Origin of the sequence: Amycolatopsis sp. A1MSW2902 (assembly GCF_017312175.1) — a bacterium.
Taxonomy (GTDB): domain Bacteria; phylum Actinomycetota; class Actinomycetes; order Mycobacteriales; family Pseudonocardiaceae; genus Amycolatopsis; species Amycolatopsis nivea.
Window position 1 is genome coordinate 1,645,272 of record NZ_QJPO01000001.1, and the last position, 13,406, is coordinate 1,658,677.

Genomic DNA, 13,406 nt, shown 5'->3' on the forward strand with positions numbered 1-13,406 from the left:
CACTTTCCGAAGCCGTGAGGAACTTAGGCACGACAAGTGACATGCGAACCCGCGCCAGGTTGAACGTTGGGGAAACCCCGTGCGGCCTAGCCGATTAACCGGACAAAAAGGATCAAACTTGCGCGGACAGCGCGTCCGAGATCTCCCGGACCAGCACATAGGACCGTTTCCGCTCCGCGTGGTCGTGGATCGGGGTGGTGACCATCAGCTCGTCCGCGCCGGTGTCGGCGATGACTGTGCGCAACGAATTCCGCAGTGCCGCCGGGGCTCCGGCCAGCACCGGACCGGGGCCGATCGCCGGATCGACCACCGCGTCTTCCGGTCGGGGCAACAAGATCCGCTCGCCGCGCGAACGGCTCAATGCCTTAGCCCGAATGGACCTGGCGAGCCATTCCGCGTGCTCCTCGGTCGCGGCGGCGACCACCGCGACACTGACCACAATGGACGGTTCGGCGATGAGGCCGGGGCGGAAGTTCTCGCGATAGCTTCGCGTCGCGGCAGCAGCTTCAGCGGGACGGAGATGGTAGGCGAACGCGTACGGCAGGCCTAGTTCGGCGGCAAGGTGAGCGCTTGCCGTGCTTGAGCCGAGCAGCCAGACGTCCGGCACGTTGCCTTGTGCGGGAGTGGCGCGCAGCGGCTGCTCGGCGTCGGCGAAATACTCCAGCAATTCCCTGACGCGGCCGGGAAAGCTTTTCGCCGGGCCGGGATTCAGCGCGTCCGCCACCCGTTGCGGGCCGCCGAGCGCGCGGCCGAGCCCGAGGTCGATCCGGCCGGGGTGGAACGCGGCGAGCGTGCCGAACTGTTCGGCGACGACGAGCGGCGGGTGGTTGAGCAGCAGAACGCCGCCCGCGCCGACGCGGATCCTCTTCGTGGCATCCGCGATGCGGGCCGCTGCCACGGCAGGCGCGGCGCTCGCGACTCCACGCATGCTGTGGTGTTCGGGCAACCAGTAGCGGTGATATCCCAACTCGTCGGCCAGTTCGGCCAGGTCGAGCGTGCGCTGCAGCGCCTCACGTGCGGTCGAACCCGCGACGATCGGCGATGTGTCCAGCACTGAAACCCGCACCCGGGCATCATCCCGGACCCGATGCGGGACGACAACCGGACCGTCCACGGTCTCAAGTGGACGGTCCAGCCGCGGCTTACGAGTTCTCCCGCACCGGCGCGGGCGCGTCCTCTTCTTCCTCCACCGCTTCGCTCAACTGCCAACCGCCGCGGCGGCGCAGCACCACGAGGTAGTACCCCAAGGCCAGCAACGCGATCGCCGCGGTGACGATGAGACTCGGCCGTCCGATCACCGGGTCGGTAGCGTTCACGTACAGCACGAATGCCAGTGCGACCAGCGCGACCACCGGCGCGATCGGGAATCCGGGCATCCGGTACTTCGCCCCCGCCGTCGCTCCGGAGCGGCGGCCCAGGATGGCGCCGAGGCACAGCGCCGCGTACACGACGACGATCGACGTGCTGGTCACGACGGTCAGGATCTGCGGGTCCACAAAGCACAGTGCGGCGGCGATGAAACCGGTCGCCAGCGTCGCGACCCACGGAGTGCCGAACTTCGGGTGCACAGCGGCGAGCGCGCGGTTCATCGCCTTCGGCCACGCGCGGTCGCGGCCGCTGCTGAACACCAGCCGGGAGCTGATCAGCACGATCGCGAGGACCGCGTTGATGATGGCGAGCGCGACCGCGAGGCTCAGCACGGTGTCGAGCGTGCTGCCGCCGCGGGACTGCACGAAGTACGACAACATGTTGGGAGAGCTGAACAATGTGCCGAGATCCGGTGCGCCCATCAGCACCGCGGTGACCGGGATCAGCTCGGCCAGCACGGTGACCCCGAGTCCCATGAGGACAGCGCGCGCCACCCCGCGTCCGGCGTCCTTGGTTTCCTCTCCGAAGTAGACAGCCGAGCCGTAGCCGTTGTAGGCGAAGATCGCGATCGCCGTAGCGATCATCACCGCGCTGATCGTCGCCGGACCGCCGCCCGGGGCGACCGGATGCGCGAGCAGGTCGGTGAACGGACGGGCCGGCTTGACCAGCCCGAGCACCGCGACCACGGCCAGCGCCAGCAGCTCCACCGCGAGGAAAACGCCGGTGACCCAGGCGTTCAGCTTGATGTCGAACACCGCGACGACGGCGGCGAGCACGCAGGTCACCGACGCCACGACCGCGGGCGAGACGCCGGGCAGCACCACGCTCAGGTAGGTGCCGACGCCGAGCGCGATCACCGCGACGATCAGCACCTGCGTCACGATCATGATGCCCAGCACCATGAATCCGGGCAGTTTGCCCAGCGTGCGGGCGGCGATCGTGTACTCGCCGCCCGCGCTCGGGAAGGCCGAGCCCAGTTCGGCGTACACGAAGGCCATGAACACGCCGACCACGGCGGCGGCGAGGAAGGCGTAGAAGGCGCCCGATCCGGCGCCGGTGAGGACGCCCGGTGCGATGACGAACACCGAGGACGCCGGGCTGATCGCGGAAAGCGTGATCAGCAGCATGCCGAGGGTGCGCAACCCGCGGCGCAAGACGGGGGTGGACAACGCTGGCCTCCATCAAGTCGTTGCTCAAGTACGTTGTTTGAATGGAACTCAAATAACCAGCCGGGCGTTCAGCTAAGGCCCTCACGCCCGCTACGTCAAGACTTCAGCGGTCTCGATCCGGATCGGGGGTTGCATTTTTCGAGATTTGTTCAAAGAATCAAGGCATGGCAAGACCGAGCAAGGCCCCCGAGCGGCGGGCGGAACTGGTGGCCGCGGCGCGGCACACGGTCGTCGAACGCGGCGTGCTGAACCTGAAGCTGCGCGACGTCGCGGACCACGCCGGCATGTCGCCGGGTTCCCTGTTGTACTACTACCCTTCCCTGAGCGACCTGCTCGAAGACGTGCAGCAGGAGGCCGTCGAACGCTTCTGTGTAGCGCGCGAAGCCGCCGTCGCCGCCGAGGCCGACCCACGCGCCCGGCTGCGCGCGATGATCGGCAGCGGACTGCCCAACGGCAAGAACGACGAACTGTGCGTGCTGCTGTACGAACTGGGCACCATCGCCCGCCGCGAACCGGCCTACGCCGCGCGGCACATCGCCCTGTACGAACGCCAGGTGCGCGGTTACGTCGGCATCCTGGAAGCCGGTGCCGCGACCGGGATTTTCGACCTGACCGACGACCCGGTCACCATCGCCCGCAACCTCGTCACCCTCGAAGACGGCTACGGCCTGCACCTGACCCAAGCCGTCCCGCCGCTCGACCGATCCGTCGCCGAGACCGCGGTCTTGTCTTATGCCCGCGTTTCGACCCGATGCTCCCTGGAGGACCCCGCATGACCCGCGCCCGCGACCTAGGACTGGCCCTCGGCGGCAAGCCCGGCCCGCACAACGCGATCACTGACATCCCAGGCGTCGAGGTCGGATACACCACCCTGGTCGAAGGAGATTCGGTGCGGACCGGGGTCACCGCGATCCTGCCGCGCGGCCGTTCCCAGTTCGACGTGCCGTGCTCCGCGGGCACCTTTTCGTTGAACGGCAACGGAGAAATGACCGGCCGCGCCTGGCTGGCCGAGACGGGTTCGCTGACCCTGCCGGTGCTGATCACCAGCACTCACTCCGTCGGGCAGTGTCACCGGGGAACGATCGACTGGGTAGTCCGCGAACGCCCGGACGCCGCGGCGGAGTGGCTGCTGCCCGTGGTCGCGGAGACGTGGGACGGGTATCTCAACGACGTCAACGCCCCGACCATCCGGACCGACCACGCAGTAGCCGCCATCGACGCGGCCACCACCGGCCCCATCGCGGAGGGCTCGGTAGGCGGTGGCACCGGCATGACCTGCTACGGCTTCAAGGGCGGGACCGGCACTTCGTCACGGGTTGTCGCGCATGGATCGGACAGCTACACCGTCGGAGCCCTGGTGCAGGCAAACTTCGGCAGCCGCCCGGAGCTGACGGTGGCCGGGTCGCATCTGGGCGCGGAACTCGCTGACGACAACCCCATGGCCGACACCAGCTGGCTCGCCCCTGCCGGTGCCGGTTCGGTGATCGTGGTGATCGGGACGGATGCGCCTCTGTTGCCTGGTCAGTGCACTGCGCTGGCCCGTCGCGTGCCGTTGGGGCTGGCACGTACCGGAACCACCGGGTCGCACTTCTCGGGCGATCTGTTCCTGGCGTTCAGCACAGCCAACGCGGGCGCGCTGACCAGCCATTTCCCCCGGCCGGACGACGAACCTTACGAGAGCATGCGATTCGTGCCGTGGGGTGCGATCGACCCGTTCTTCGAGGCGGTGGTGCAGGCGGTGGAAGAGGCGGTGTTGAACGCACTGGTGGCGAATGAGGAGATGACCGGGCATCGGGGGCACCGGGTTCCGGCGCTTCCGTTGGCGAGGTGGGGGGCTTAGAGCAGGCGCGGCGGGCTCGCCTGGGCGTTTGGCTGACGATGCGCCGCGTCCGGGCGAGCCGGGGCTTTCGTGTCGGGAACCGTCCGCCGTCGAGGAAAGTCCCACGTCACCGGTCAGGGTGCTCCGCGTCCCGCATCTTCAGCGCTGGCGTTTTGCCTAGCTGCAAGATGCCGATCGCTTGATTGCTGACCTGGGCCCCGTTCGCGACCGAGTGCAGGATGCCGTTGTACACGAGATCCCAGATTCGCCGATCCAACTGCAGCTCATGCGAGCTGCGGGAAAACCCGCCCTCTCTGTTGTATAGCCAGAGGTGGAAGGTTGTCCCCCCGTAGGACGCGTCGATCTTGGTCAGGTTGTACAGGTCCAGCCAGACTCGTTTCTTGATTCCCCACCTCGAGCGTTCCACCAGGAGCCAGTCAGCGCCCGCGGCGTAGGTCAAATACGTGAACGGACTGGTCATCAGGAAGGTGAATACCGCGACGACGACCCAGATCTGCCAGTACGTGAACGCGCTCAGCCCCTGACCGCGAACCAGGGAAACACCGGCGACCAACGCGAGCATCAACGCCAGTCCGACGACGGCGCTCATGATCTTCCCGCGTCGGTTTTCCCGATGCCAAGCCAGCACAGGCCCCTTCCCGGGCGGAGGCTCCGGCCGAAAAGAGGGGCGGTTCTCCCGCGTCGGGTCGGCGTCCGGCGACCGCTGCCCTCCCCCGAAGTAGCTCAGCCCGTGCGGCGGAAAGGGTTCTCCGGTCCGCGGGTCCGGCCGCGGAGGAAGACCGTCCGGCCCGCCTGGAGTCAATGCTTCTGCCATGTATGCGACTTCCTGCTTATTTCGGCACGAGCCAGTCGGCGACAGCTTGACCGCCGATAGCACCTGCGATTCCGCCAGCTGTGCCGACGACGAAAGACCCGACCGGCCCCAGAGGCGAACCGAAGACGGCACCGGCTCCCGCGCTCGCGAGTGCCGCTCCTGCCGCGCCCCCGACAATCAATCCGCCGGAGTCCGCGACAGCTTTGCCCCAGGACTGTTCACCGGTAGCTGCTCCGATCGACTCGTTTACCACAGTCAGTGCGCTGCCGACGTAAGGCATTCCCTTGAGAAGCTTCTGTCCGGCCTTCAGGCCCATGCTCGCATCTTCCGGGAGAACATGAAGACTTTCCTTCCCCGGATACTTCGCGATCCAGTCGCGGACTTGCTCCGGAACTTTGTCGACATACTGCTGAAACTGCCGCGCCCGTGTCTCGTACGCGGCCTTGTTGTCCCGCGCCTTGCCGGCCGCCCACGCGAGGTCCTCTTTGTTGAGTGCGGTCAGGCTGACACGCGTGCCGTGCGCCCAATCATCGAAGAACTGCGCGCTGGCCGCGGAACGCTGGGCGTTGAGCAGCGCTTCCTTGCGCGGGTTTTCGAACGAACTGATGTAGCCGTTGACCCGGGCGATGGTGGTTGTCCCCACCACGTAGGCGTCGATGTCGAGCCGTCCCGACGGCGGCTGAAGGGCGTGCTGGAGCGCTTGGTGCGCATTGCCTTCGGCAGTCCGTGCCGCATCGACGATCGCTTTGCACTCGTTGTAGGCGGCGACTTTGCCGTTGTACTGAAAGACAAGGGTGTTGTACTGCTTGATGTCGCCCTGGTAAATGCCGACCGCCCGGGTCGCGCCACCGGCGGTGCACACCTCGACCGGAGTGCCGGGCTTGTTCGCGGGAATCGGATCGGGCTCGACGATGAACGGGCCGTCGACCCGCAACCCGCCTGCGTGCGCTTGGGCGAGCGCTTCGTTCATCCGGGCTGTCACCGCGTCCAGCGACGACGCGAACTCCCGGAGGCCGCGCTCGGCAGTCGCGGCCCAGTTCGCCATGTCGTCTGCGGCGACGTCGATGTTGGCGATCGATTCCTGGAACGCCTGGCTCGAAGGCCCGTGCCAGCCCGCCTCGGCACCGCTGCGTGCGGCACGGACGTTCCCGGCGGCCCGATGTCCTGCCTCGGCGACGGTGTGCAGCCAGTCCGCGGCAGCGACGCAGGTGCCGGACGAGCCGTTCACCGTGGTGTTGAGCGCTTGCCCCATGCTGCCCCTCTCAGCCGTGGACGTGCGTTTCCCTCTGTCTATCAGGGTCGTCGGCGTGTTTGTCATTGAGCTTGAGCTGCCCGGCGTGGGTGTTTTCGATGTCGTCGTAGGCACCGTTGGCGGCGTGCACCTTCTCCGCCGCACCACCGGCCGCGCCAGCCGCGCCGACGCCCATCTTCACCAGGTCGTCCAGCACGGTCCCGACGATCGCGGACGACGCACCCGCGTCGACGCCGCGCACGACGTTCGACGTGACGCCGTCGAGTGCCTTCTCAGCATCGCGCAACTGGCCGGCAATGCTCTTGAGCGCTCCTTCGGTGAAGCTGTAACCGGTCGTGTCCCCATAGGGCGCGGACATGGCTACTCCCCTCCGATCGCGGGCCGAGACGTCCAATCGCGCACGGGAGCGGCGTGCCGGGACTCTTCGGCGAGCACGGGGTTGAGCAATACCCCGTGCGCTCCCGCCTCGTCCGCGACGGCTTCGAGCTCGTCGCCGTTGATCGCGACCCAGGGTTGATACGGTCCGCACCCCGCGGCCAGCAGCTCCGGCGAGGTGTAGGCCAGGAGCACTGGCCTGCCGTTGCGAGCCGGCTGCAGTTCCAGTTCCACGATCTGCTGGCCGGCCCGGACCGGCCTCGAAGGCACGTAGAGGAAGCCGTCCTGGTCGTCCAGCGGCTGGACCGGCTCCAGCGGAGGCTGATCCCGGCTGTCGATCTCGGGATACCGCGGTACGAGGTCGAGCACGGCATCGAATGCCACGATGCCGATTCCCAGCTCGCGGCATGCTTCGAGCAACCGGTCGCGAGCGACTTGCGCCCACGGCTGTCCGCTCCCGCAGGCATCGACCAGCCGATCGATCGACGAATAGGCCGCGACCGCTGACTCGTTCCTCGTGGTGCGACGGACTTCAAGCCTGCCCGGCTGCCCCTCTGGACCTAGGATGACCAGCACGAACACCAGCTCCGGCAACCGCTCCGGCACGTCGTCGATGCGTACTAGCGCCTGGACGACGTTGGACGCGTCAGAGTGACCCGCCATCTTCACCCCCTGCCCGCACAACTGTGCGTGCTCGCGCCGTCACTGTAGTGGCCGAAGCAAGGGATTGTCAGCAGGTCGCAAACAGTCAGCGCTGAATAAACACGCCTGACCAGCGGGGATACCCGGGGACACGCCCGCGGGCGTCACCAGGCAAGCCCAGAAGCGACCCCTTGCCCCAACCCGCCAGGATCGTATATCTTTTGAGATATCTTCCTCTCCCGACGACATCCGGGCAGGTCAACCCCCATGAGTCCCGTATCGAGCACCACCCCGCCGGAGCGGCCGGGCAAGGTCATTGCGCTTCATTTGAACTACCCGTCCCGTGCGAAGCAGCGCGGCAGGACCCCGGCGAAGCCCTCCTACTTCGTCAAACCCGTCACCTCCATCAGCGCCTCCGGCACCCCGATCGAGCGCCCCGCGGGCACCGAACTCCTTGCCTTCGAGGGCGAGATCGCCTTGATCATCGGCAAGCAGGCCCGCCGCGTCAGTCCGGATGAAGGCTGGGGCTGCGTCGAGAGCGTCACCGCCGCCAACGACTTTGGCGTATACGATCTGCGGCACGCCGACGGCGGGTCCAACCTCCGTTCCAAGGGCGGCGACGGGTTCACCCCGCTCGGTCCGGCGACCATCCCGGCCGCGGAGGTCGACCCCAAAAATCTTCACGTCCGCACCTGGGTCAACGGCGAGCTCGTCCAGGACGACACCACCGAGGACCTCATTTTCGACTTCGGCACGCTCGTCGCCGACCTCTCCCAGCTCAGCACCCTCGAACCCGGCGACGTCATCCTCACCGGGACTCCGGCGGGATCGTCCGTGGTGCAGCCGGGCGACACGGTCGAGGTCGAGGTCAGCCATGGCGACCTCACCACCGGGCGGCTGGTCACGCCGGTCATGGAGGGCACCACACCACTGCCGGAGTTCAGTGCTCAGCCCAAAATCGACGACAACCAGCGCGAACAGGCTTACGGCGACCGGGAATCCGCGGGGCTCCCGGCGGAATTCGTGCTCACCGAGGAACTCAAGACCAAGCTCACCAGCGTAGGCACGGCAACGCTTTCCGCCCAGCTGCGCAAAAACGGCTACAACCACGTCTCCATCGACGGCCTCGGCTCGACCCGTCCGGACACGAAACTCATCGGCCGCGCGAGGACGCTTCGTTACGTCCCCTTCCGCGAGGACCTCTTCAAATCCCACGGCGGCGGCTTCAACGCCCAGAAACGCGCCATCGATTCCCTCAACCCCGGCGACGTCCTGGTGATGGAAGCCCGCGGCGAAAAGGGAACCGGCACGATCGGCGACATCCTCGCCCTGCGCGCGCAGGTTCGCGGCGCGGCGGGCATCGTCACCGACGGCGGCGTTCGTGACCTGGCGGCGGTGGCAGCGCTGGACATTCCGACTTACCACTCCGGCCCGCACCCGGCCGTACTCGGTCGCCGCCACGTTCCGTGGGACGTCGACATCACCATCGCGTGCGGCGGCGCGACCGTTCAGCCGGGCGACGTGATTGTCGGCGATTCCGACGGCGTCCTGGTGATTCCGCCGCACCTGGTGGAAAAGATCGCGGACGCGGCGATCGAGCAGGAGCGCCAGGAAACGTTCATCGCGGAGCAGGTCGCGAACGGCGAAAGCGTCGACGGCCTCTACCCGATGAACGAGCACTGGAAGGCCAGGTACGCCCAGTGGCGCCCGTAGCAGGCGAGAGCAAATCCCAGCGCGCGTACCGCTGGATCAAGGACCGGATCGCGGACCGGACCTTCGGTCCCGGCTATCGCCTGGTGCTGGGGCAGATCGCCAAGGAACTGGACGTCAGCGTCGTCCCGGTGCGCGAGGCGATCCGGCTGCTCGAAGCCGAAGGGCTGGTCACGTTCGAGCGGAACGTCGGCGCGCAGGTGGTGATGGTCGACGAGACCGCCTACGAGCACACCATGCAAACGCTTGCGTTGGTGGAAGGTTTCGCCACCTCACTGTCCGCGCCGAAACTGTCCACTGAGGACATCGAACGGGCACGCGCGGTCAACGAGCAGATGCGCCTGTCGCTGGAAAACTTCGAACCGCACCGGTTCACCGAGCTGAACCAAGAGTTCCACTCTGTCCTCTTTGAACCGTGCCCGAACCCGCACGTGCTCGACCTCGTGCACCGCGGCTGGCACCGGCTGGCGTCGCTGCGCGATTCGACGTTCAGCTTCGTCCCGGGCCGCGCCCACGAATCGGTCAAGGAACACGAACAACTGCTGGTGCTGATCGAGCAGAACGCCGACCCGCTGGAACTCGAACTGGCCGCGCGCCGGCACCGCACCGCCACCCTCGACGCCTACCTCGACCGGCGGGCCGCCCCGCCCGCCGAAGCTCCCTAGGAAGGACCCCACCCCATGAGGTTCCGCAGTACCCCGAACGCCATCACCGGCTCGATCGCGCCGCTGATGACCCCGTTCACCGCCGACGGCGCCGTCGACCACGACAGCCTGGCCAACCTGGTGAACTGGCAGCTCGCGTCCGGTTCGCACGGCGTCTCGATCGGCGGTTCCACCGGCGAGCCCGGCGCGATGACGCTGGCCGAGCGCGCGGAGACGATCCGCACGGTCGCCAAGGCGGTGGACGACAAGGTGCCGTTCATGCCCGGCACCGGTTCGGCGAAGCTCGACGAGACGCTCGAGCTGACCTCCGAAGCACGCGACGCGGGCATCGACGCCGCGCTGATCATCACCCCGTACTACGCGCGGCCCACCCAGGAAGCGCTCTACCGCTGGTACGCCACGGTCGCGAAGGAATTCCCGGACCTGCCGATCGTCGCCTACAACGTGCCGAGCCGGACGTCGGTCGACCTCGCGCCGGAGACGGTCGCGCGGCTGTTCCGCGATTTCGACAACTTCGTCGGGATCAAGGAGACCACCAAGGACTTCGAGCACTTCTCCCGCGTACTTCACTTGTGCGGCAAGGAATTGCTCGTCTGGTCGGGCATCGAACTGCTGTGCCTGCCGCTGCTTTCCCTCGGCGGCACCGGGTTCGTCAGCGCCACCGCGAACATCGCCCCGGCCGCCAGCGCCGAGATGTACCGCGCGTGGACCGAGGGCGACTTCGACCGCGCCCGCGAGATCCACTACGGCCTGCACCCGCTGGTCGACCTGCTGTTCGTCGAGACCAACCCGGCGCCGGGCAAGTGGGTGCTGGAGCAGCGCGGCCTGATCAAGTCGGGCTTCGTGCGCCCGCCGCTGATCACCCCGACCGAACCGGGCATCGCCCGGATCACCGAACTGATGCGCCAGGGCGAGCAGTACCTCTCGCCCGTCGACGGCTTCACCGTGGAAGGAAAGTGACCATGACCGCGCACTACGTTCCGGAGAACCTGCCGGAGCACATCCGCCACTACATCGGCGGAGCGCCGGCCGACAGCGTCTCGGGCGAGACCTTCGAGGTGCTCGACCCGGTCACCAACAAGCCGTACATGACGGCTTCGGCGGGCAAGGCCGAGGACATCGACCTCGCCGTCGCCGCGGCGAAGGAGGCGTTCGACCACGGCCCGTGGCCGAAGATGCTGCCGCGCCAGCGCGCCCGGATCCTCAACAAGATCGCCGATCTCGTGGAGAGCCGCGACAAGCAGCTGGCCGAGCTGGAAACCTTCGACACCGGCCTGCCGATCAAGCAGGCGCTCGGCCAGGCGCAGCGCGCGGCGGAGAACTTCCGCTTCTTCGCCGACCTGATCGTCGCGCAGGCCGACGACACCTACAAGGTCCCCGGCAAGCAGGTCAACTACGTCAACCGCAAGCCGGTCGGCGTCGCCGGGCTGATCACGCCGTGGAACACGCCGTTCATGCTGGAGAGCTGGAAGCTCGCGCCGGCGCTGGCGTCCGGCTGCACCGTGGTGCTCAAGCCCGCCGAGTTCACGCCGCTGTCGGCGAGCCTGTGGGCGGACATCTTCCGCGAGGCGGGCGTGCCGGACGGGGTGTTCAACCTCGTCAACGGCCTCGGCGAGGAAGCGGGCGACGCGCTGGTCAAGCACCCGGACGTCCGGCTGATCTCGTTCACCGGCGAAACCACCACCGGCGAAACGATCTTCCGCAACTGCGCGCCCGGGCTCAAGGGCATGTCCATGGAGCTGGGCGGCAAGTCCCCGGCCGTCGTGTTCGCCGACGCGGACTTCGAGGCCGCGCTGGACTCCACGCTGTTCGGCGTCTTCTCGCTCAACGGCGAACGCTGCACGGCGGGCAGCCGGATCCTCGTCGAGCGCCCGATTTACGAGGAGTTCTGCGCCCGGTACGCCGAACGCGCCCGCAACATCGTGGTCGGCGACCCGCACGACCCGGCCACCGAGGTCGGCGCGCTCGTGCACCCGGAGCACTTCGACAAGGTGATGAGCTACATCGAAATCGGCAAGACGGAAGGGAAACTGCTCGCGGGCGGCGGCCGTCCGGAGGGCCTGGACACCGGCAACTACGTGGCCCCGACGGTGTTCGCCGACGTGAAGCCGGACGCGCGGATCTTCCAGGAGGAGATCTTCGGCCCGGTCGTGGCGATCACCCCGTTCGACACCGACGAAGAAGCTCTCGAGCTGGCCAACAACGTCAAGTACGGCCTGGCCGCCTACGTCTGGACCGCCGACCTGACCCGCGCGCACAACTTCGCGCAGAGCATCGACGCCGGCATGGTCTGGCTGAACTCGCACAACGTGCGCGACCTGCGCACGCCGTTCGGCGGGGTCAAGGCGTCCGGCCTCGGCCACGAAGGCGGCTACCGCTCGATCGACTTCTACACCGAACAGCAGGCCGTGCACATCACGCTCGGCGACGTGCACACGGCGCGCTTCGGGGCCGGGAAGGACAAGGCATGACCACGACCCCGCCGGACGTCATCCGCTGCGCCTACGCGGAATTGATCGTCAGCGACCTGAAGGCGTCGCGAGAGTTCTATGTGGACGTTCTCGGTCTCGTCGTGACATACGAGGACGACCAGGCGATATACCTGCGCGCGTTCGAGGAATACCTGCACCACTCGCTGATCCTGCGCAAGGGCGCGGAACCGGCGCTGGCCGTGCTCGCGTATCGCGTGCGCGGCGAGGGCGAGCTCGACGTCGCCGAGGCGTACTACCGGGAACTCGGCGTCGAGGTGCGCCGCGTCCCGGCGGGAACCACGCGCGGCATCGGCGAAGCGGTGCGCGTGCTGGACCCGCTCGGCTTCCCGATCGAGTTCTTCTACGAGGCCGAACACGTGGAGCGCTTCACCCAGCGCTACGACGTGCACGGCCCGGGCGCGCTGTCGCGGCTGGACCACTTCAACGTGAACACGCCGGACGTCCCTGCCGCGCGGAAGTACTACGAGGGCCTCGGCTTCCGGGTGTCGGAAGACATCGTGGACGACGAGGGCACCGTGTACGCGGCGTGGATGTTCCGCAAACCGACCGTGCACGACGTCGCGCTCACCGGCGGCGCGGGCCCTCGCCTGCACCACATCGCGTTCGCGACGCACGAGCGGCACCAGATCCTGCACATCTGCGACCACCTCGGCGCGGTGCGGAAATCGGACCAGATCGAGCGCGGTCCCGGCCGCCACGGCGTGTCGAACGCGTTCTATTTGTACGTGCGTGACCCGGACGGGCACCGGATCGAGATCTACACCCACGACTATTACACCGGCGACCCGGACAACCCGGTGATCAGCTGGGACGTGCACGACAACCAGCGCCGCGACTGGTGGGGCAATCCGGTGGTGCCGAGCTGGTACACCGAGGCCTCGCGGGTGCTCGACCTGGACGGGAAGCTCCAGCCGGTCGAGGAACGCACCGAGACGAAGGAAATGGACGTCACCATCGGCGCGGACGGGTTCTCCTACACCCGCGCCGACGGGGCCGACCAGGGTTTCAAACTGGGCGAACAGGTCTAAGGTGCGTCCCGTCCGGGGAAGGGGCGCCAGGTCCCTTCCCCGGGCACGCAG

The 13,406-nt window shown here is 67.6% G+C and carries 13 protein-coding genes; 7 read left to right on the top strand and 6 right to left on the bottom strand.

Annotation, left to right across the window (positions count from 1 at the left end):
• Nucleotides 1–112 precede the first annotated feature (112 nt).
• On the bottom strand, nt 113–1,066 hold the full coding sequence (locus DMP23_RS07630) for an MsnO8 family LLM class oxidoreductase (RefSeq protein WP_337820589.1): 954 nt from the start codon (nt 1,064–1,066) through the stop codon (nt 113–115).
• 76 nt (nt 1,067–1,142) lie between these two features.
• The gene (locus tag DMP23_RS07635; protein ID WP_337820590.1) at nt 1,143–2,537 is read right to left on the bottom strand and encodes an APC family permease; all 1,395 of its coding nucleotides are present in this window, start codon (nt 2,535–2,537) and stop codon (nt 1,143–1,145) included.
• 164 nt (nt 2,538–2,701) lie between these two features.
• Between DMP23_RS07635 and DMP23_RS07640 the strand changes: the two genes are divergently transcribed.
• Both DMP23_RS07640 and DMP23_RS07645 read left to right on the top strand, forming a co-directional pair.
• Complete coding sequence (locus DMP23_RS07640; RefSeq protein ID WP_037817810.1) at nt 2,702–3,313, top strand: TetR/AcrR family transcriptional regulator; 612 nt, start codon at nt 2,702–2,704, stop codon at nt 3,311–3,313.
• Nucleotides 3,310–4,377, top strand: coding sequence for a DmpA family aminopeptidase (locus DMP23_RS07645; RefSeq protein ID WP_134664915.1), 1,068 nt, complete (start codon nt 3,310–3,312; stop codon nt 4,375–4,377). The genes DMP23_RS07640 and DMP23_RS07645 overlap by 4 nt, the downstream gene beginning before the upstream one ends.
• Nucleotides 4,378–4,483: 106 nt before the next feature.
• On the opposite strand, the gene DMP23_RS07650 is transcribed toward DMP23_RS07645, so the two are convergent.
• The 4 genes from DMP23_RS07650 to DMP23_RS07665 all read right to left on the bottom strand — a co-directional run bounded on the left by DMP23_RS07650 (nt 4,484) and on the right by DMP23_RS07665 (nt 7,481).
• Complete coding sequence (locus DMP23_RS07650) at nt 4,484–4,966, bottom strand: hypothetical protein (protein WP_337820591.1); 483 nt, start codon at nt 4,964–4,966, stop codon at nt 4,484–4,486.
• 241 nt (nt 4,967–5,207) lie between these two features.
• Nucleotides 5,208–6,509: a hypothetical protein gene (locus tag DMP23_RS07655; protein WP_337820592.1), complete on the bottom strand. Its 1,302-nt coding sequence runs from the start codon at nt 6,507–6,509 to the stop codon at nt 5,208–5,210.
• On the bottom strand, nt 6,454–6,801 hold the full coding sequence (locus DMP23_RS07660) for a hypothetical protein (protein WP_337820593.1): 348 nt from the start codon (nt 6,799–6,801) through the stop codon (nt 6,454–6,456). The genes DMP23_RS07655 and DMP23_RS07660 overlap by 56 nt, the downstream gene beginning before the upstream one ends.
• Nucleotides 6,802–6,803: 2 nt before the next feature.
• Nucleotides 6,804–7,481, bottom strand: coding sequence for an SAV_915 family protein (locus DMP23_RS07665; RefSeq protein WP_337820594.1), 678 nt, complete (start codon nt 7,479–7,481; stop codon nt 6,804–6,806).
• A 246-nt stretch (nt 7,482–7,727) separates the two neighbouring features.
• Here DMP23_RS07665 and DMP23_RS07670 point away from each other — a divergent pair, with 246 nt between their 5' ends.
• From DMP23_RS07670 to hpaD, 5 genes are read left to right on the top strand one after another with little or no spacing between them, the layout of a single operon-like run.
• Nucleotides 7,728–9,173, top strand: a complete 1,446-nt coding sequence (locus DMP23_RS07670) for a fumarylacetoacetate hydrolase family protein (RefSeq protein WP_337820595.1) — start codon at nt 7,728–7,730, stop codon at nt 9,171–9,173.
• Entirely contained in the window at nt 9,161–9,835 is a 675-nt protein-coding gene (locus tag DMP23_RS07675; RefSeq protein WP_037817800.1) for a GntR family transcriptional regulator, read from the top strand. Before DMP23_RS07670 ends, DMP23_RS07675 begins: the two co-directional genes overlap by 13 nt.
• 15 nt (nt 9,836–9,850) lie before the next feature.
• Nucleotides 9,851–10,795: a 4-hydroxy-tetrahydrodipicolinate synthase gene (dapA, locus tag DMP23_RS07680; RefSeq protein WP_037817798.1), complete on the top strand. Its 945-nt coding sequence runs from the start codon at nt 9,851–9,853 to the stop codon at nt 10,793–10,795.
• Nucleotides 10,796–10,797: 2 nt separating this feature from the next.
• Complete coding sequence (hpaE, locus tag DMP23_RS07685) at nt 10,798–12,306, top strand: 5-carboxymethyl-2-hydroxymuconate semialdehyde dehydrogenase (protein WP_336159266.1); 1,509 nt, start codon at nt 10,798–10,800, stop codon at nt 12,304–12,306.
• On the top strand, nt 12,303–13,355 hold the full coding sequence (gene hpaD, locus DMP23_RS07690) for a 3,4-dihydroxyphenylacetate 2,3-dioxygenase (protein WP_134728857.1): 1,053 nt from the start codon (nt 12,303–12,305) through the stop codon (nt 13,353–13,355). The genes hpaE and hpaD overlap by 4 nt, the downstream gene beginning before the upstream one ends.
• The last annotated feature ends 51 nt before the right edge of the window (nt 13,356–13,406 follow it).